Genomic DNA, 19,165 nt, shown 5'->3' with positions numbered 1-19,165 from the left:
GCACGCATGATCGCCGACCTGGACCTGGCTCCGGAGCACATCGAACACGCGGCCCGGACGCTCGACCCGGTGCTGCGCGACAGCCCACAGTTCGTCGACGAGCAGCTGTGCGAGGCGCTGGGACGGCAGGTGCTCGTGAAACTCGAGACCGCGAACCCCCTGCACAGCTTCAAGGGACGCGGCGCGTGGACGCTGATGCGCGAGTGGGAGGGAGCGCACACGGTGGTGTGCGCGTCCGCGGGCAACTTCGGCCAGGCGATGGCCTACGCAGGTCGCGCGTTCGGGGTACCCGTCTCGATCTTCGTGGGGCGTCGGGTGGATCCGGTGAAGGTGGCCAGGATGCGCGGGCTGGGTGCCGACGTGACGGTCGTGGACGGCGACTCGAGCCGGGCCGCGGCCACGTACGCCGCGGAGAGCCCCGAGCGATCCCTCGTGCGGGACGGTGAGCACCCCCGTATCGCGGAAGGAGCGGGAACGATCGGGCTCGAGCTGGGTACAGCCGCCGCGTTCGACTCCGTCGTGGTGCCCGTCGGCGACGGTGCACTGATCTCCGGAGTCGGGATGTGGCTGAAGACCCACCTGCCGGGCGTCCACGTGATCGGGGTATGCGCGGCAGGGTCACCGGCGATGGCACACGCGTGGCGAACCGGCCGGGTCACCACCGACGGCGCAACGGACACCGTCGCCACCACGCTGTGCAACCCTGCGCCCATCCCGGAGTCCGTCGAGCGTGTGCGCGCGCTCGTGGACGACATCGTGCTCGTCGACGATGCGGCGTTACGGTCCGCGCAGCGGCTCGCAGCCGAGACCCTCGGTGTGCTGCTCGAGCCCGCGGGAGCGGCCGGGATAGCAGCGCTCGCCACGCACGAGCTGCCCGGCAGACGATGCGCGACGGTGCTCACCGGTGGCGACTCGGGCGCGGCGTGGCTGGGGGAGCGGTACGCGGACGGCACGCCGTAGCCGGGCGGCAGGCCGCGCGGTACCGGCCCGCGTCCTGCCGCCGGAAAATCGCGCGCGGTTGTCGGTGGGCGAGAGTAGCCTGCCACTATGCGGTTCGAGGTGCTCGGCCGGCTGGCAGTCTGGGACGGATCCACCGAGCTCGACATTCCCGGTGCGAAGCAGCGTGTCTTGCTTGCCTACCTGCTCGTCAACGGGGGCAGGCTCGTGCCGGCCGACCGCATCATCGAGGATCTGTGGGGTGACGCGGCGCCGAGCAAGGCTCGCAACGCCCTGCAGGCGAAGGTCTCGAGCCTGCGTCGCGCACTGGCGCCCGCCGACGCGGAGCGGGGGCGCAGGCTACTCGAGGCGCGCGACGGCGGCTACCGTATCTCGGCCGACGAGGACACCGTGGACGCGGACCGGTTCGCCGGGCTCGTGGCCAGGGCGCGCGGTGCGCTGGAAGCCAACCATCCGGCGCGGGCCTACGCGCTGCTCGAGCAGGCGCTGGCGCTGTGGGGTGGCGAGCCGCTGCCCGAACACCGCGACTACCCGTTCGCGGCGGCAGCCGCCGACCGTTACCGGGCTCTGTGGCTCAACGCGGTGGAGATGCATGCCACGGCGTGGCTGGCCGTTGGCGGGCGGCCGGGACTGCCGGATGAGCTGGCGAAGGTGCTCGCCGAACACCCGCTGCGGGAGTCGCTGCGTGCCCTGCTGATGCGGGCGCTCGCCAGGCAAGCCAGGCAGGTGGAAGCACTGCAGGTGTACCGCGCTGGTCGGCGGCTGCTGCGCGACGAGCTCGGCATCGACCCCGGTGCCGAGCTGGAGTCGGCGCACGCGGACGTGTTCGCCCAGCACGACCAGGTCGCACCGGTAGCGGATACCGGCCACGGGCCCGCCGGCTGGTTGCCTGCCGAGTCGACGGAGTTCATCGGTCGCGGGCCGCAACGGCAACACCTGCAGGACCTGCTGGCCAGGGAGCGCCTGGTGACCGTGACCGGGCCGGGCGGCATCGGTAAGACCCGGCTCGTGGTGCACACGCTCACCCGGCTCACCGAGCCCGCGGAGGGGGTGTGGTTCACCGACCTCGGCTCGGTGGCGGGCACGATCGACTGCCCCAACGACTCGGCGACGATCGCCGACACCGTCCTCCGGACGTTCCGTGACAGGCAAGGAGCCAACCTCGGCAGTGACGAGCGGCTGACCACGGACAGCCGGCGGGGTGCCGTCGAGAGGTTGCGTGACCGGATCGGCTCGCGCGAGATGGTCCTCGTGCTGGACGGCGGGGAACACGTCGTGGCCGAGGTCGCCGAGCTGGCCGGTTACCTGCTGGCGGCGTGCCCCGAGCTACGCCTGGTCGTCACGACCCGTGTGCTGCTGGGGCTCGCCGGTGAGGCCGTCCTGCGGCTGGAGCCGCTGGCGTTGCCCCCGGTCGAGGCCGCGCGGAAGGACTACCTCGCGGCCGAGTCCGTAGCGTTGTTCTGCACCAGAGCCGGACTCGACGCCGAGGCGTTGTCCGAGGCCGCGTTCGGCGAGGTCGCCGCGATCGTGCGCCGCACCGACGGCATCCCGCTCGCGATGGAGGTCGCCGCAGGGCTGCTCGGCGGTCTGACGCTGTCGGACCTGGCCGCGCACCTGCGGGCGGACCAGGACTTCCTGCAGCACGGAAGTGGGTCCACGCTGATCGAGACGATCGAGCGCAGCTGGAGGCTGCTCGGCGAGCAGGAGCGCGACCTACTGGCCAGGCTGTCGCTGATCGAAGGCTCCTGGGGTCTCGACGCGGCGCACGCCCTCGCGCCGGACGGGGTCCGTGGCGGCGACCTCGCCCGGCCGGTGGACCGCGTCGGCGTGGCGGGACGCCCTCGCGCTCACCGACGTCGACGCCGAGCAGGCACTGCGACGCTGCCTCGCGGTGCTCTCGTCGACGCCGACACGGGACTGGGACAGTGGTCTGAGGCTGATCGCACTGCTCACCGCAGATCACGTGTTCCAGCGCGGCGAGCCCGAACGGGGCGGTCACCTCCTCGCGCGCATCAACACGGTGGCCGAGCAGCTCGATGACGAGTGGTACATCGCAGCCGCACGGCTCACCTCGGGTATCGACGCGTCGCGAAACGGCAGTACCCGGCGCGCGCGGCACCACGCGGAGACCGCAAGGGCGGGGTTCGTCTCGGCAGGGGACCGGTGGGGCGAGCTGCAGGCACTCGACCTGCTGGCCGGGCTCGACGAGATGGAGGGCTCCTACCAGCGGGCTCGCGCGGCGCGCGAGGACATGGCGGGTATCGCCGAGGAGCTCGGCATGCGCGACGTCCACGCGTACCAGGTTGTCAAGATCGGCAACCTGCTCGGCCTGAGCGAGGAGCTCGATGCCGCCCTCCGGTTCCTGCGGAACGCTCGTGACCTGGGGCGTCAGCTGGGTAAGCCGAACACGGTGGCCTACGCCAACAACGGGCTGGGGTTGGTGCTGCGGCGTGCGGGTCACGCACACGACGCCCTGGTGCACCACGAGGCCGCGCTGCGGCACTACCGGGGGATCAGCTCGCATGCCGGTAGTGCCTTCACCTGCGCGGCCATCGGGCTCGCCAGCGTGACAGGCGGGGACACCGGCACCGCGTACTCCTGGCACATGCGGTCCCTGCACGATGCGGCACGCACCAGGGACCGTCGCGCGGTCGCGCTCGCTCTCGAGGGTCTTGCCCTGACGGTCTACGAGACGGAGAAGGTCGCCACGCTGCTTGCGGCAGCCCGGGAGCTACGGGAGCGTGCCGGGGCGCCGCGCCCGCACGGCGAGATCCCGGAGGTGGACCGTGTGGAGGCCGGTCTCGGGGAGCCGGAGGCCCTGATGGCCGGGGATGCGCGTGAGCGTGTCCGGGCATGGGCAGCCGATATCGAGGGCATCGCCGGTCGGGTGAAACGGCCGCTCGGCGACAGCAGCGCCTACCGGGTGGCGATGTAGCGGCGATCGTCAGCACACCATCAGCGGTGCGGCACACAGTGGTGAGTGCTCCCGGAGAAAGGGGATTCACCGTGATGTTCACCGTTTACTGCCCCCGGCACCAGGCGAACGTGCTACTCGGGTTCCGCCGCATCAGGCGTGTCATCAACGTCTCTCCCGGCGTGATCGCCGTGCAGCTCGTCTGCCATGACGGTGCGGTGCTCGAGCTGCTCACCGGTTCGCGGGTGAGCGCGTCCACTCCGCGTACGCCGTCCATGCCTGCAACGAACGATCGCTGACGAACCGGCGCGGTTCACCGCTCACGGGGTCGGTGAACGCCAGTCCACGGGCAAGCAGCTGTAGTGGCCTGCTGAAGTCGTCGGGCGCCTTGCCTGTGGGGCGCGGGTACAGCTCGTCTCCGAGGATCGGTACGCCGAGGCTGCCCATATGGACGCGCAGCTGGTGGGTTCGACCCGTCGCGGGCACGAGCCCGTAGCGACCGAGGCCGTCACGGTGCTCGAGCAGGTCGACCCGGGTGCTGCTGTTGGCAGGCCCGTCCACCTCGCGGGCCCGATGATCGCCGTGCTGCTTGACGATGCGGCTTCGGAGGGTCCGGGGCAATGCCGCCGAGGGTGGGTACCCAGCGACCGCCTCGTAGGTCTTGTGCACCAGCCCGTGCTGGAAGAGCTTCTGGTAGGCGCCACGCAGCTCCGGCCGGAGCACGAACAGGACCAGGCCTGCGGCCGTCCGGTCCAGCCGGTGCGCGGGCGTCAGTTCCGGAAGGTCCAGCTCGCGGCGCAACCGGACCAGCGCCGTCTCGAGTACGTGCGATCCTCGTGGCGTCGTGGCCAGGAAATGCGGCTTGTCGGCGACGAGCACGCGGTCGTCGCGATGCACGATCGAAACCTCGAACGGCACCGGGACCTCGCTCGGCGGTTCCCGGTAGCACCAGAGCGTGGCACCGGGTACGAACGGGGCCTCCCGCGCTACGGGACCGGCGCGGTCGACGAGCCGTTGCTCGGCAAAGAGCGCATCGACACGCTGCGGCCCTTCCGCGGGAAAGCGGTCGAGAAGGTACTCCCGCAGAGTCCGCCACCGTCCGGTGGCTGGAAGCCGCAACCGCGCCGGCCGGATCCCGTCCGGCGTCGGCGGCGGTTCGACTGCTCCGTGCGGCACGCGGGCAGGATAGCGCATCCGGTGTGCGGAGCGATCCCCAGCGGATCGGTCGGGTTGTGACGCCGCGAGTACCTCGGGAGCGTGGCCGCAGCCCTGGTCAGCGGACATCTCGTGGCCGGAACTGGATGCTGATGCGGGGACCGACGCGCTTGCTCGTCTTCGGGACCGCGTGCTCCCACGTCCGCTGGCAGGAACCGCCCATCACCAGCAGGTCGCCGTGTCCGATGGAGTAACGCAGGCTCCTGCCGCCGCCGCGTGGGCGCAGCAGGAAGGGGCGTTGCGCGCCGAGCGCGACGATCGCGACGACCGTGTCCTCCCGCGCGCCCCTGCCGATGGTGTCGCCGTGCCAGGCGACACTGTCGCCGCCGTCGCGGTAGAGGCACAGGCCCGCGGTGCACAGTGGCTCGCCGAGGTCGCGCGCGTAGTGGGTGGTCAGCTGAGCCCGGGCCCGTTCCAGGGCGGGATGCGGCATCGGGTCGTGCTCGTCGTAGAAGGCGAGTAGCCGGGGAACATCGATCATCGAGTCGTACATGCGCCTACGCTCGGCGTGCCAGGGAACCGCCCGGTACAGGAACTCGAACAGCTCCTGCGCGCAGGCGACCCAGTTCGGCAGCAGGTCGACCCAGGCGCGATCGCCCAACTGTGTGCGTTCGACGGGGCCGAGTGTTCCGAGCCCGATCTCGTCTGCCTGGTCGAGAATCGATGCCTGGATCGGCACGGTCACCGGCACTCACCTCCGGGAATCGAACGGGTGTGCGATACAGCGTACACGGCTTCGTCGTTACCGGAAAGCAACGGCACCCCGTGTGCTGTCCGCGCCGAGCGACCGCGGGTCGCGCCCGGTGCCCTGCGGCCGGATGTGGTGCGTGGCCTTGATACAGGAGTAAGAATTCCGGCGCGCGACACTCGGTAATCCGAGCGTGTCGCACGGTGGCGTTCCACCGAAGTGGACCCAGGTGTGGTGCGGGATTCCCGGATGTGCACGAAGTGCACAGGTAACAGTTTGGCAGACACACGGACAGCCCTGTGCTTACGCGCCCTAACTCGAAATAATGAATCAACGAGTCCGGCGTCGTGAGGGGTTGTCCATGCCAGAGTCCAGCTCCACCGAACCGCAGGAACCGGAGGCTACGCAGCAGAGCTCGCACGAGTCGGAAGCCGGTGTGGAGCGAGCCGAACACGCCGGCACGGCCCTCAGTAGGCTGCTCGCGGTGGCGACGTTGACCCCGGCGCAAGCTGGCCTGCTCGCCCGGGATCTCGCCGTCGAGTTGGAGGCCTTGCGACGCGGCGGCCGCTACCCGGCCGGTTTCACCGATCGCCGGGTGTTGCTCACCGGGTCGGGAAGCGTCGTCATCGCGACCGGCGACGGAGTCGATACCGAGCAGCAGGGCGAACCGGACGGGCAGGAGCCGGGCGAGGTCGGGCACGGACGATCCGTGACCCACCACGTGGCCGGTCTGGTGCGCAAGCTCGCCGCCAGCGCGCGGCGGGACGGTGTGCGCCAGCGGGACGAAGCGGACCTGCTCGTACAGGGTCTCGACGAGCTCGGCGACGATGTGGGTGCTCTCGCCGAGCATGTGCGTCAGGCGGCGACGCGGTTGTTGCGCGATGTACCGGATGACCGGATCGACATCCTGCGCGCGGAGCTCGCCTCGCTGGCGGGAGCGATAGCTGGGCGCGAACCCGAGCTGGACGATGAACAGTCCGAAAAGGACCAGAGTGGAGCCGCATCCTGGTCGAGGAGCGAGACACACGGCGCCGACCTGCGGCTGCGGGGCTGGCGCAGATCGCGGCGGCGCGCGTGGCACAGCAAACCGGTCGCGCGGCTACGGTGGCTACTCGTGTTCGGTCTCGTCGCCGGGCTCGTGGCCGCGGGCAGCTTGTGGGGCCTGCCCAACGTGGTGTCGGACATTCAGCGGGGCTGGGGCGCGCTGATGTCCTCGGACGAGCCGCAGCGCCAGCTCGCCCCTGTGACGCAGGAACCGGGCGGGCAGGAGGACGCAGGCGACGCGGAGCCGGACGGCGAGACTTCTGGCGCGCAAGGATCCGGCGACCGGGGGGAAGGGGCGGCGCGGACGCCACGTGACGTCGAGCTGCTGGCTCCGGAGGAGGCGGATCCCATCACCGAGGTCGCCGTGGAACTCCTGGAAGAAACCTGTGAGCCGGGGCAGGCGTGCCCGCTCCGGGTGGACGTGCACATGGATCGGGAGGGCACGAACCGTGCCGTGGAATGGTCCCTGCACGTGGTCGACCGCTGCAGCGACTCGGTCGAGGAACAGCCCGGTATGGCGGTCACGGCGCAGTCCGGGTGGGGCCAGGTGTACGGCATCAGCAGGCCGGAGCTGCCGGAGTCGTCCTCGCTCGCGGTGATGGCTGTGACGCAGGAGCCGGTGCGGGTGTCGTCGCAGCCGCTCGAGATTCCCGCCGATGGTGGCACGTGCTGAAAGGGCGCTCATGGGCAACGGCAGTCCCGGCCGCGGTGGCGCGCACAAGCGCCGGCTGAGCGGCCCGTCGACCGCGGCGACGCATCCGGGCGGGTGGGTCATCGACCCGTGGATCGTGGCCGCCGCTGCGGTGCTGGTCGGGTTGGGGCTGCTGAACCTGCTCGCGCTCGGGATGGCCGAACATGCCGTGCGGCACGGTGTGATCGGCGCCGCGGGCCTTGTCGCGATGGTGTTGCTCGCCCGGCTGCGTGTGCAGGCGCTGTCACGGCTGGCATGGGCCGTCTACCTGGCCGCTGTGCTGATGCTGCTGGCGGTCCCGCTCGTGGGGGACAAGGTCAAGGGGGCCCAGCGGTGGCTCGATCTCGGCGTGATCTCCGTGCAACCCTCCGAGGTCGCCAAGCTGGGTGTGCTGTTGCTCCTTGTGCACCAGCTGGCGCGTGGCTACTCGTGGTGGCGGCTGTGGAGTGCCCTCGCCTTCGCCGCGGTACCCGTCGGGCTGGTGGCGACGCAACCCGACCTGTCCACGGCCGCTGTCATCGCCTCGCTCGTGCTGTTCACCGTGGTGCTCGCCCGCGTGCCGTTGCTGCCGCTCCTTCCGATCTTCGGTATCGCCCTGGCGTCCTTGCCCCTGGTCCTCCTGGTGTTGCGGCCGTACCAGCTCGACCGGCTGGAGTCCTTCGCGTCGGGTGCGCGGGACGCCAGTGGTGCAGGCTGGGCCGCGTTGCAGGCCGAGATCGCTATCGCCGCAGGGGGGTTGTTCGGGCGGGCGGGTGACCCGCTGTTCGACCTGCGTGCCTCGTACGTGCCGGAGAGCGAGCACGACCTCGCGTTCGCCAGCGTGGTGCACGCGTGGGGCCTGCTGGCCGGTGTGGCGGTGATCGCCGCGGTCCTGGTCCTCGTGTGGCGCGCGGCGCTGGCGAGCAGGATGACACGGAGCCCGGAGGCCGCGCTGATAGCCGCGGGCGTCGCTGCGATGTTCGGCCTGCACGCGTTCGTGTCGATCGCGGCGAACCTGACGTTGCTGCCGCACACCGGACTGCCGATCCCGCTGTTCAGCTACGGCGGCACCACCGCCACGGTGCACTTCGTCGCGCTCGGCCTGGTACTCGCCGCGCGCAGGGACGGCTTGGACCGGCCGCTGTGGGCGCCCGCGCCGCCCAAGCGGCGACACCCGCGGTGGGCACGCACCGGCGCCGTGCTGCTCAGCGCGACCCTCGCCGCGATGTCCTGGTTCGCCTGGCACGTCCAGTCTGCACGCGGCGATGAGCTGCGCCAGACGAGCGAGGAGCAGATGACCCGGTGCATCCGGCTGCCTGCCGAGCGAGGAGACATCCGGGACCGCACGGGCGAGCCGCTGGCCACCAACCAGGAGCGCAGCGAGGTGCACGTGGTTCCTGGCCTGTTCCCGGAGGGTGACAGCGACGCGATCGCGCGGCTGGCCGGCATCGTCGACGAGCCCGCCGGGGAGCTCGCGGACGCGGTCGAGCAGGTCTCCGAGTCGTCCGAGCTGCACGTCGAGATCGCGACCGTGCGGCCGGAGGTGGGTGACCGGCTCGCCGAGTCCGAACTGCCTGGCGTACTGGTGATGCCCTCCCAGCGCAGGGACTACCCGCTCGGTTCGGTGCTGGGCCCGACGCTGGGATTCGTCGGCGTGGGCACGCCTGCCGACATGAGCAGGCAACCGTCGCTGGCGCTCGGCTCGGTGGTCGGCCGGGCGGGGCTGGAGCAGCAGTACGACGCGATCCTGCGCGGGACGGACGGCTGGCAGTGTGTCTACGTCGAGCCCGACGGCCGGCCTGCTGCCGCTGCCGGTCGAACCGACCCGGTTCCCGGTGAGCATCTCCGGCTGCACCTCGACGCTGAGATGCAGCGTGTGGCCAACGAAGCGCTGGCGGACGCGATCGAGGAGAGCGGCGGGGACCTCGGTGGCGCGGTCGCCATGGACGCGCGTACCGGGGCGGTACTCGCCAAGGCGAGCGTGCCCGCCTATGACAACAACGTCTACGTCCCGCCGATCAACGACGCCGAGCTGGCCTCGGAGATGGACGGATCCGGCCTGCCGATGATCGACCACGTGTCACAGGTGCCCGTGGCACCCGGGTCGACGTTCAAGATCGTGGTCGCCGCCGCCAACGCCGTCTACGACGCGGTTCCACCCGATCGAGTGGTGCCTACCGGGGCCAGCTTCTCACTCGGAGGGCACACGTTCGACAACTGGCGCCCCATGGGGCCGCACGACCTCGTCGATGCCATCGCCATGTCGGACAACGTGTACTTCTACAAGCTGGCACTCGAGCTGGGGCCGGAGAAGATCGCGACGGTGGCAGAGGAACTGGGTGTCGGGAGGCCGACCGGGATCGATCTGCCGGGGGAGAACGCCGGGTTCCTCGGAACGCCGGACTCGGTCCAGCAGGTCGGTGGCAACTGGTACACCGGGTCGACCGTGTTGATGGGGATCGGGCAGGGGCCGCTGACGGTGACCCCGCTGCACTCCGCGCTGTGGACGTCCGGGCTGGCGACGGGACACATCGTGACGCCTCAGCTGGCCGCCGCGTTCGGTAACGAGTCCTTCACCGAGCTGGAGACCGAAGAGCCCCGGGAGCTGTCCTTCGCCGACAAGCTCGACCCGGTACTCGAGGGCATGCGTGCCTCGGCGGAGCGAGGTACGGCAGGCCAGCTCAACGAGCTGCCGATATCGAGCGTGGCCAAGACCGGAACCGCGGAGGATCCCTCCTCACCCAACGGGGAGCCGCACGCCTGGTTCAGTGCGGTGGCACCGGCCGAGGAGCCGGAGATCGTCGTGTCCACCTTCGTGCGCGGCGGTGGGTTCGGGTCGCAGACCTCGGGGCCGGTCGTGACGGCGATACTCGAGCACTACATCGACAACCGCTGAGGTGCCGGACCCGCACGCCATCCGCAGGGCGTGCACGTGTGTCGAGCCGAATCGCGCCGCGACGAGAACGGCGCACGACCTGGCGGAGACGTGGGTGGTGCGCCCGGTCCGCGGCTGTGCCGACCGGGCGCCCCACGCAGGGGATGTCTAGTAGTAGCCGTAGGCGGCGACGACGTCCGGCTGGGACAGCGCGGCGGTAGCGCCCTCCGCCACGCAGGTGAGCGGCCGCTCCGACTGCTTGACGGGGAACCCGAACGCTTCCTCGAGAAGCATGGTGAACCCGCGCAGCAACGACCCGCCACCGATGGCCAGCACGCCCTCGGCCATCACGTCACCGACCGCCTGCGCCGGCAGGTCCTCGAGACAGCTCGTGAGGGTATGCACGATCTCGGTGGTCGTCGGGCGCAACGCGTCCATGATCTCGGCAGTGTCCAGAGTGACCAGACGGGCGCGGCCGGTGGCGGCATCCCGGCCCTCAACGACGAGGGAGGGATCGTCCTGGCCGTGCATGCCTACCTTGATGTCCTCCGCGGTGAGCTCACCGACAACGATCTGGTGCTCGGCGCGCAGGTGCTGGTACAGCGCCAGGGTGAGCTCGTCACCAGCCACCCGGCAGCTGCGGTGGGTCAGGACGCCGCCGAAGCAGAAGCCCGTGATCTCGGAGGTACCGCCACCGACGTCCACGACCAGGTGCGCGCGTGGCTCGACGGGGTTGACACCGGAGCCCAACGCGCCCGATACCGGCTCCGGCAATACCGCGACCTTCCGTAGCCCCGCCTCGTGGGCGACCTCGAGCAGCGCGCGACGTTCCAGGGTGGTCGCGCCCGCAGGCACGGCGATCACCGCCCGGGGGCGCATCCAGCGCTGCCACCGGTCGGTGACCTTCCGGATGATGGCGCCGATGTAGGCGCGCGCCGACTCGAGATCGACGATGACACCGTCACGCATCGGCCGGACCGTGGCGAACCCGGCCGGAGTTCGCCCGATCAGCTCCCGAGCTTCCTTTCCTACCCGGATCGCCCGGTACGGTTCGTTCGCCCGGGTGAGCATGACGGACGGCTCATCGAGAACGATTCCCGCATCGGGCTGGCCCACGACCGTGTTCGCAGTGCCGAAATCAATACCGAATCCACCCACCACAGCCTCCCAACACCGCTGTACGCTCAGCACGGTTGTGCACTCACCGAGGTGATCCTGTGACCTTACGACACATACCGGCGTGTGCGGCAGATCACCGGCGACGTCGCTATCTATTCGTTGTACTCGTGCGGTGATCGCCGCGCGGGAACCCTCCCTCGGTCAGAGCAACTCCCAGCGCACGCAGTCGTTCCGGACCGATCGGCTCGGAGTCTGCTGCGGCGAGCTCTACCACACCGGGCACGCCGAGCTGCTCGCGTGCCAGCTCGTGCCACGTACTGTCCGATTCGGATGGTGATTGGTTCAGTACGGCGTCGCCGAGGACGAACCCTGCCGAGGTCAGTGACGTCGCCGCACGAGCACTCTCTGCGAGCACCATGTGGCGGGCCAGCACGACCAGGTGCACTGTGGCCTCCGTGCGAAGCCGGTCCGCGGCCCCTTCGAGTCTCCTCCGCCTCGCGTGCAGCCGCGCGAGCAACGGGTCGTCCGCCTCGTCGGCTGTGCCCAGCACGCCGGTGGCGAACCTGTCGGCGTCGACGGCCCGCTCGCGTTGCCGTGCGAGCCCGCGCACCCACGGGGTCAGCAACGCGGGTAGCTCGAGCATGCGCAGCAGGTGTCCGGTCGGAGCGCTGTCGACCACGAGGTGGTCCCAGTCCCGCGGTACGCGCTCCAGATACTCGATGAACACGTCGTTGAGCGCGGACTCGGTCATACCGGGAGCGTTGGATGCCGTCTCGAGGTGCCGCTGCACGGCCGGCATGATCTTGCGGGGCAGTGCGGCATAGGCGTCGTCGGTGACCTGGCCGACCCTGGCTCGCACGGCGGCGTCCGCGTCCGGTTCGGCCGCCCACAGCCGCGGAGCGACCCGCTTCGGGCGGTCGGCCAGCCGGCTCGCGAGGGCGTCGCCGAGCGAGTGCGCCGGATCGGTGGACAGCACGAGCGTGCGTCGCCCGGCATCCGCGAGGGTGAGTGCCGTCGCGGCGGCGACCGTCGTCTTGCCGACGCCTCCCTTACCGCCGATGATGACGATCGGTGGGGCATCGCCCGGGGTCGCCACGTCCGTCAACAGCACACTCCGGGTTCGCCGAGCTCCTCGTGTCCCATGCGCCGATGCCAGTCGTGGATATCCGCGACTACGTAGGGGATGAGCTCCAGCGTCTCGTAGCCGACGGGGTTGTCCACTCCCAGGGACTCCAGCAGCACCAGCGCACGCAGGGTGTCGGACTGGTCCCGCGCGTCACGCCGGAGCGCGCTGCCCCAGCGCGCGGCGAAGACCGCATCGAACGCTTGCTCGGCCTTCCGCCACGCGCGGGTGAACGACGCGCGTGCTCGAGCCGCGACCTGCTTGCGGCTGCGCGACCGCGCGGCGTCAGCGTTCATCGCGGTCCGGGTCCGCTGCAGGCGCCTCGACCTCGGTGAGCTCCTCGCCGTGCTCGACAGCCGAGGTGCGCCCTGCCCACGCCGCGCGCAGTGCGACGGCGGCCTCGACGATCAGCCAGATGGCGAGCACGAAGATGATCGCATCCAGCGGGGCGAGCAGGAAGACCTGCAGCGGATCCTCGTGGGTGGCGAACTCGACGAGCTGAATGACCAGTGCCCAGGATGTCATTGCCACCAGGAACACCAGTGGCACGAGAATCACGACCGGGTTGCGACGACGCTTGGTCACCCATACCGCGATCACCGCGAGGGCGAGGCCCGCGGTGAGCTGGTTGGTGGTGCCGAACAGCTGCCACAGCGTGCCGAACGCGAAGTTCCCCGGCAGCAGCGCGAGAACGATCGGCAGGCTCAACGCCACGGCCGTGGCCAGCGTGAGGTTGCGCGCGAGCGGGCGGAACCCGACGATCTCGGCGATCTCCTGCACGATGTAACGCTGCAGGCGCACAGCGGTGTCCAGGCTGGTCGCGGCGAAGCTGATCACCACGACCGCCGCGAACACGGTCCCGGTAGCGAGGGGTACCCCGAGGTTCTCGGCGAAACCCGCCACGCCTCGGGTGAAGGTGTCGAGCGCGCCGTCCGATGCGGTCTGCCAGTCGGCGTAGCGTGCCTGCCAGTCGGAGCCCGGCGTGGCCGAGAGCGCCACGACACCCGCGGTGCAGGCGAGGATGGAGCACAGCGCGAGCGTGCCCTCGCCGACCGCGCCGAGGTACCCGACGTAGCGCGCGTCGCTCTCCTTGTCGAGCTGCTTGGCCGTCGTCCCCGACGAGACCAGGCTGTGGAACCCGGAGATGGCACCGCAGGCGATCGTGATGAACAGCAGCGGGAACCACGGCGGGGAGTCGGCGGGGACCTCGGTGACGGCCGGAGCCGCGATCGTGTTCATACCGATGACCACGCCGACCACGATCACGGCGAGCGCCAGCAGCATTTGCTGCTGGTTGATGTAGTCACGCGGCTGTAGCAGCACCCACACCGGAAGGCGGGAGGCGAAGAACGTGTAGGCGAACACGAGCACGATCCACACGGTGAGCGGTTCGAGCCCGAACGCCGAGGCGATCGGGTCCACCGTGACCGGCACGTGCCTGCCGAGCCAGATGGACGCGTAGACGACGAGCAGCGCGATCACCGAGGGCAGCAGCGCGGCCGTGCGCTTGCGGTAGATGTACTGCCCCACGCCGATGGCCAGGGGGATGGTCAACAGCACGGGGAGCACGGCAGCGGGGTTGTTCACGAACAGCGTCGCGATCACCACGGCGAACACCGCGTTGACCAAGGTGACCAGGAAGTAAATGATGAGCAGGAACAGTGTCCGCGCGCGCGAGCTGATCACGTCCTTGGCCAGCGTGCCGACGCTGCGCCCCTTGTGCCGCACGGAGACGACGAGGGCGCCGAAGTCGTGCGCGCCCGCCGCGAAGACCGTGCCGAGTACCACCCAGAGCAGCGCGGGAAGCCATCCCCAGAACACGGCGATGGCGGGACCCACGATCGGCGCCGCACCGGCGACGGAGATGAAGTGGTGCGCGAAGACGATGTGCTTGTTCGTGGGGACGAAGTCGATGCCGTCGGAGTAGCGGTGGGCAGGCGTGACATAGGACGGGTCGAGCGCGTACACACTTCTGGCGAGGTATGCCGAGTAGTAGCGGTAGCCGAGTGCGAAGACGGCCAGTACGGCCAACAGCACGATGACGGCGGGCATCTGACGGTACCTCCGAGAGCCTGACGTACACGAACTCCGCTTCAAGGCATCGTTGAAGTCGATGCAACCTAGCACGAGGCGCCGGACAGTCATAGGGGTTGCCGGGCGGCGGGGTAGCGCCCCGTGCCTCGCCCTATGGTGTGGGTACGGAAGCCCACGCGGCTCCGAGTCACGTCGGCGGGGCAGCGGTGGAAGGGCCCTGCCGGGTACGGGCGTCGGACACGGGAGGACGGCGAGGTGACGGACTTCAACTCGGTGTGGCGGCGGTCCACTGTCGCCGAGCTGTCCTGGCTGGGTCCGCGCGGCCCGGTTGGCCTGCCCGTTGTGCCGCTCGAGCTGGACGGTGTGCCGTGTGCGGCGTTGCCTTACCTGCATCTGGACACGGTCGACTCACTCGTGACCGAGTACGTGGCGGCGAGCGTGACCGACACCCGCACGCTCGGGGAGGATGCGACGGCCGCTGTCGCCGCCGGCCGGGTCAGCGTGCGGCACGACCTGGACGGAACGATCTTCACGGACAAGCTGCTCGAGCAGGAGATCGTCAAGCATCCGCCGACGCGGCTGCGCGCGGCGGGTCTGCTGGCGCGGCGGGAGAACTGGTGGTGGGTACCTCGGGTGCTGATCACCGTCGTGGAGATCGACTCCGCCGCGCCGGTGCCCGTCCGTTCCGGCCCCGCGGACGGGTTGCTGGTGCGGCGGGACGGCACACGACCGTGCGTGGAGGTGGTGACGGCCCGGGAATGGCCGGCGCGATCCGGTGAGCGCATCGACGTGTGGCCGCGGGACGGCGGGCTGCTCGAGGGGGACGGCTCGCGGGTGTACGTCTACGGGCACCGGCACAGCCCCGACTTCGAGCGCTGGGAGCCGTGGTATCGCGGGGGCGTGCTGTCCGGGGAGACGTTCACGGTCAGCGACGGAAACGGCGAGCCGGGGCTCGAGCTGGAGCCGTTCGGGATCGTGGGCCGGATCCGCAATCACCGCGCGGTCGAGCGTTCGTGCAGGGCGGGCATCGACGCCGTCGAGCGGCGGTCGGGCTCGTTGCGCTGAGTGCCGTCCAGCTCAGGGGTGATCGGTTCGGCATGGGTGCCACACCCCGGACGTACGGCTACACGCCGTAACTATTCACTCTCCTGTCGGGTTGCCTGTTAGGCAAGCTTCACTAGACTCAGTGAACCGCGCCACGGACCTGTGGGTCACGCGGCATGGGGTGAATCGCTCGGGAAGGCGATGTGGTCGAGATGAGTTGCCCGAACGACGGATCAGGGCACCGTGTTCGAGTGAGCGCGTAGCAATGCCAGCCCATCCGGTCGAGCCCGCGACGACGGGGCCGGTCGTGTCGGCCCACACCAGCCAACTCCCGCTCGTCGGCCGGTCCGCCGAGCTGGGGGCGCTGTTCGACACCGTCACCACACCGCCGTCGGTCGCGCTCGTCGAAGGTGACGCAGGCATCGGCAAGACCCGGCTGATCGACGAGCTGTGCGCGCTGCCGACGTTGCGTTCCTGGAACGTGCTGAGCGGGGCCTGCCAGCCGTTCCGCGAACCGTGCTCCTACGGGCCGGTGCTCGACGCGCTGCGGGCGGTCGGGAAGCGGCTGCGCCGCTGCTCGCGACTGAGCCCGCTGACGGGGGCCCTGCGCCCGCTGCTGCCCGAGCTCGCGTGCTACCTGCCGCCCTGCCCGGACCGGCTCGACGACCCCAGCGCGGAACGGCACCGGCTGTTCCGGGCGATGCGCGACGTCCTCGCGACGTGCGGGCGCACGCTGCTGATCATCGAGGACGCGCACTGGGCGGACGACGGTACCCGGGACGTGCTGAACTTCCTCGCGGCCACCATGCCCGAGCGCCTGTCCGTGGTGGTCAGCTACCGCGGCGCGGGTCATCGCGGCGACGGCGGCCCGCTGGGCAGCGCGTACCGCCTGCGACGCGATGTCACCGGTACAGTGGTCCGGCTGGCAGGCCTGGGCCGTGCCGAGGTGGCCGAGTTGGTCGGCGCCACGCTGGGGCCGGATGCCGAGTCCGAGGAGCTGCTCATCCAGCTGCACGAACGGACGGCGGGTATCCCGTTCGTGCTCGAGGAAGTGCTGCGCGCGCTCGGCGACGCGGCCGGGCCGGTCCGCACCGACGGGCCCGGGACCGTTCGGCTGCTCGAGTCGCTCGGCGTTCCGGTGTTGCTCGGCCACGCGATGCAGGAGCGGTTGGCACCACTGTCGGCGTCCGCCCTGCACGTGGCGCGGGCCGGCGCTGTGCTGGGCAAGCCGGTCGACGTCGAGCTGCTCAGTGGTATGACCGGCCGGTCGAGGAAACGCACCGCCGCGGCGTTGATGGAGGCCCTGCGCGCCGGCGTGCTGGTCGAGGCGAGCCGGAACCGTTACGGGTACGTGCACGCGCTGGCGCGCCAGGCCGTCTACGAGGCACTGCCAGGGCCGGAACGCTTGCAGCTGCACCTGCGTGCGGCGGACGTGCTGGCGAGGAGGGACCCGGTGCCGCTCGCGTGGATGGCCGAGCACTACCGGGCCGCGGAGGAGTACGGGCGGTGGGTGGAGACCGCCGAGGCAGCGGCCGACCAGGCACGCGAGATCGGTGAGCCGACCGCGGCCGCCGAGATCCTGCATGAACTGCTGTCCGAGGCGTCGCTCTCGGCCGTGCAGCGGGTGCGCCTGGCGGGAAAACTGAGCAAGGCCGCTCTGTGCTCGAGGGGCAGGTGCGATGTCACCGGGATCCTCGAGCGGGTCCTCGGCGACGAGCGGCTGCCGGTGGCCACTCGCGGGCTGATCCGGACCCGGCTCGGCGTGGTGATGCTGCGCAAGCCCGAACTGGTGGCCGCCGGTCGCAGGCACCTCAGAACCGCGGTGCGTGAGCTACGTGAGCACGACGCGCCGACCGCGTTGCTCGCGATGTCGGCACTCGGGCAGGCCCAGGTCGGTGCGGCACCCGTGGAGGACCACCTCGCGTGGGTCAACCGGGTGGATCGCGAGCTCGGCAGGCTCCCGGATGGGCCCGCGCTGACCAACGTGCTCGCCAACCAGCTGCAGAACCTCGTCCAGATCGGCACGCCGGACGTCGGGGAGCGTATCGCCCTGCTCCCGGCTCAGGCACGTTCCCGTGAGGAGCATCAGTACCTCACCCGGGCGCACCTCTACCTCGCCGACGCGCTGTCCTGGGTCGGCCATCTACAACGCGCGCGGCGGTTCCTGGACAGCGGTATCCGGCTCGCGCAGGCTCAGGAATGTGCCACGTTCATGATCGACATCGGCCGTGGGTTGCAAGCCAGGCTCGACTGGCTCACCGGGAACTGGACGGGGCTCGCGGAGCGATGCAGCGAGCTCGCCGAGCGTTGCGCGGACATCGAGGTCGTGCGCACCGAGCTGGCGCTCGCGCAGGGCGCGCTGGCGGTGGCGAAGGGGGAGTGGGACGCGGCTACGGCCCACCTCGACTCGGCCGGACTGACCGATGCCCGCGCGTACAACCCGCGCCTGCTGGCCGCAACCGCCGAACTGGCCAGGATGCATCTGTCCCGGCAGGACCCCGAGGCCGCGTACGAGGTGGCGTCGCGGTCGTGGTCGATGGTGCACGGCAAGAGAGTGTGGGTCTGGGCCGCACCGCTCGTGCCGGTGCTGACCGAGACGCTCGGGCAGCTGGGTCGACACGGTGCCGCGGAGCGGGTGGGCTCCGAGTTCGAGCACGGTATCCGGGGGCGGGATGCCCCGCTGGCGCACGCTGCCGCCGTCGCGGCACGGGGTAGCCGGTTGCGATGGGCGGGCAGCCTCCGGCAGGCGGCCGACGCCCTGGACTGTGCCCGGCGACACTACGCGGAGCTACCCGCTCCGTATCACGCGGCCGTGGCGGCCGAGTCCGCGGCGTACTGCCGGATCGCCCAGGGCGAGGGGCACCCTGCCGAACTGGTCCCGGCTGTCGCGGAGACGTTCGAGACGCTCGGCGCTACCAGGGATGCCGCCCGTTGCCGCAGCGCGGTCCGGAGCGCGGGCGGCGTCGTCGCGTCACGCCGGGGGAGGCGCGGCTACGGCAACGCGCTGTCCCCCAGGGAGAAAGAGGTCGCAGGCCTGCTCAGCCGGGGACTGACGAACAGGGAGATCGCCGAGGTGCTGTTTCTGTCCCCGCGCACCGCCGAGCATCACGTGGCGCGCGTGCTGCGCAAGCTCGGGGTGCGATCGCGGTTCGAACTACGCCGCCCTTAGCTACCACCGCCCGGTCCGGCAGGTGCCGTGCGGCACCGCGCGGCAGGGCATCCGGCGGGTACCGGACGGTCTGGTTCTTGGCCTGGATGGCGCCGCATGTCACACCGGATGTCGAGCCCGACGCGCACGCCCGTGCACCCACCGGCGCCTCCTGCGCGCCCCGGACGGCGCCGAGACCGGCCCGCGAACGGACGGCACCGTGGCGTGCGGAGTTACCCTCCGCTCAACGCATGCCCGGTACGCGGCGTTGCCTGGCCGGTGAGATTCGCACGACCCGGTGCCACACGGGTCGGGTCCGGGTCGCTCAACGTGA

Annotated in this window: 13 protein-coding genes; 7 read left to right on the top strand and 6 right to left on the bottom strand. The window is 70.7% G+C overall.

Features of this window, described 5'->3' with window-relative positions; genetic code table 11:
* The first annotated feature begins 6 nt into the window (after positions 1 to 6).
* From CHB84_RS09815 to CHB84_RS22865, 3 genes are all read left to right on the top strand, one after another.
* Positions 7 to 960: a threonine ammonia-lyase gene (locus CHB84_RS09815; RefSeq protein WP_089301214.1), complete on the top strand. Its 954-nt coding sequence runs from the start codon at positions 7 to 9 to the stop codon at positions 958 to 960.
* A gap of 87 nt (positions 961 to 1,047) precedes the next feature.
* The gene (locus CHB84_RS09810; RefSeq protein WP_089301213.1) at positions 1,048 to 2,997 is read left to right on the top strand and encodes an AfsR/SARP family transcriptional regulator; all 1,950 of its coding nucleotides are present in this window, start codon (positions 1,048 to 1,050) and stop codon (positions 2,995 to 2,997) included.
* Positions 2,921 to 3,892 (top strand): tetratricopeptide repeat protein, encoded by a 972-nt coding sequence (locus CHB84_RS22865; protein WP_089301212.1) that lies wholly within the window; start codon positions 2,921 to 2,923, stop codon positions 3,890 to 3,892. The genes CHB84_RS09810 and CHB84_RS22865 overlap by 77 nt, the downstream gene beginning before the upstream one ends.
* A gap of 210 nt (positions 3,893 to 4,102) precedes the next feature.
* On the opposite strand, the gene CHB84_RS09800 is transcribed toward CHB84_RS22865, so the two are convergent.
* The gene (locus CHB84_RS09800; RefSeq protein WP_089301211.1) at positions 4,103 to 5,065 is read right to left on the bottom strand and encodes a pseudouridine synthase; all 963 of its coding nucleotides are present in this window, start codon (positions 5,063 to 5,065) and stop codon (positions 4,103 to 4,105) included.
* Between the two features lie 79 nt (positions 5,066 to 5,144).
* Positions 5,145 to 5,771 carry an alpha-ketoglutarate-dependent dioxygenase AlkB gene (locus tag CHB84_RS09795; protein WP_089301210.1) on the bottom strand — a complete coding sequence of 209 codons (627 nt, stop codon included), beginning with the start codon at positions 5,769 to 5,771 and terminating at the stop codon, positions 5,145 to 5,147.
* 364 nt (positions 5,772 to 6,135) lie between these two features.
* Between CHB84_RS09795 and CHB84_RS09790 the strand changes: the two genes are divergently transcribed.
* Together CHB84_RS09790 and CHB84_RS09785 are read left to right on the top strand one after the other, a co-directional pair.
* Positions 6,136 to 7,491: a hypothetical protein gene (locus CHB84_RS09790; RefSeq protein ID WP_089301209.1), complete on the top strand. Its 1,356-nt coding sequence runs from the start codon at positions 6,136 to 6,138 to the stop codon at positions 7,489 to 7,491.
* On the top strand, positions 7,475 to 10,384 hold the full coding sequence (locus CHB84_RS09785; RefSeq protein WP_217898503.1) for an FtsW/RodA/SpoVE family cell cycle protein: 2,910 nt from the start codon (positions 7,475 to 7,477) through the stop codon (positions 10,382 to 10,384). Before CHB84_RS09790 ends, CHB84_RS09785 begins: the two co-directional genes overlap by 17 nt.
* A 147-nt stretch (positions 10,385 to 10,531) precedes the next feature.
* On the opposite strand, the gene CHB84_RS09780 is transcribed toward CHB84_RS09785, so the two are convergent.
* The 4 genes from CHB84_RS09780 to CHB84_RS09765 all read right to left on the bottom strand — a co-directional run bounded on the left by CHB84_RS09780 (position 10,532) and on the right by CHB84_RS09765 (position 14,657).
* A complete protein-coding gene (locus tag CHB84_RS09780; RefSeq protein WP_089301263.1) occupies positions 10,532 to 11,521 on the bottom strand; it encodes a rod shape-determining protein in 990 nt (329 codons plus the stop codon).
* Between the two features lie 109 nt (positions 11,522 to 11,630).
* Positions 11,631 to 12,578 carry an ArsA family ATPase gene (locus tag CHB84_RS09775; RefSeq protein ID WP_089301262.1) on the bottom strand — a complete coding sequence of 316 codons (948 nt, stop codon included), beginning with the start codon at positions 12,576 to 12,578 and terminating at the stop codon, positions 11,631 to 11,633.
* Positions 12,579 to 12,583: 5 nt separating this feature from the next.
* The gene (locus tag CHB84_RS09770; RefSeq protein WP_245818650.1) at positions 12,584 to 12,901 is read right to left on the bottom strand and encodes a cory-CC-star protein; all 318 of its coding nucleotides are present in this window, start codon (positions 12,899 to 12,901) and stop codon (positions 12,584 to 12,586) included.
* The gene (locus CHB84_RS09765; RefSeq protein ID WP_089301207.1) at positions 12,891 to 14,657 is read right to left on the bottom strand and encodes a carbon starvation CstA family protein; all 1,767 of its coding nucleotides are present in this window, start codon (positions 14,655 to 14,657) and stop codon (positions 12,891 to 12,893) included. The genes CHB84_RS09770 and CHB84_RS09765 overlap by 11 nt, the downstream gene beginning before the upstream one ends.
* Positions 14,658 to 14,894: 237 nt before the next feature.
* Between CHB84_RS09765 and CHB84_RS09760 the strand changes: the two genes are divergently transcribed.
* Entirely contained in the window at positions 14,895 to 15,704 is an 810-nt protein-coding gene (locus tag CHB84_RS09760; RefSeq protein WP_089301206.1) for a hypothetical protein, read from the top strand.
* A 244-nt stretch (positions 15,705 to 15,948) separates the two neighbouring features.
* Complete coding sequence (locus CHB84_RS09755; protein WP_089301205.1) at positions 15,949 to 18,852, top strand: ATP-binding protein; 2,904 nt, start codon at positions 15,949 to 15,951, stop codon at positions 18,850 to 18,852.
* Positions 18,853 to 19,165: the final 313 nt, after the last annotated feature.

The sequence above is a fragment of the Haloechinothrix alba genome, from assembly GCF_900188115.1.
Lineage (GTDB): Bacteria > Actinomycetota > Actinomycetes > Mycobacteriales > Pseudonocardiaceae > Haloechinothrix > Haloechinothrix alba.
This window is presented reverse-complemented; position numbering and strand designations above follow the sequence as displayed.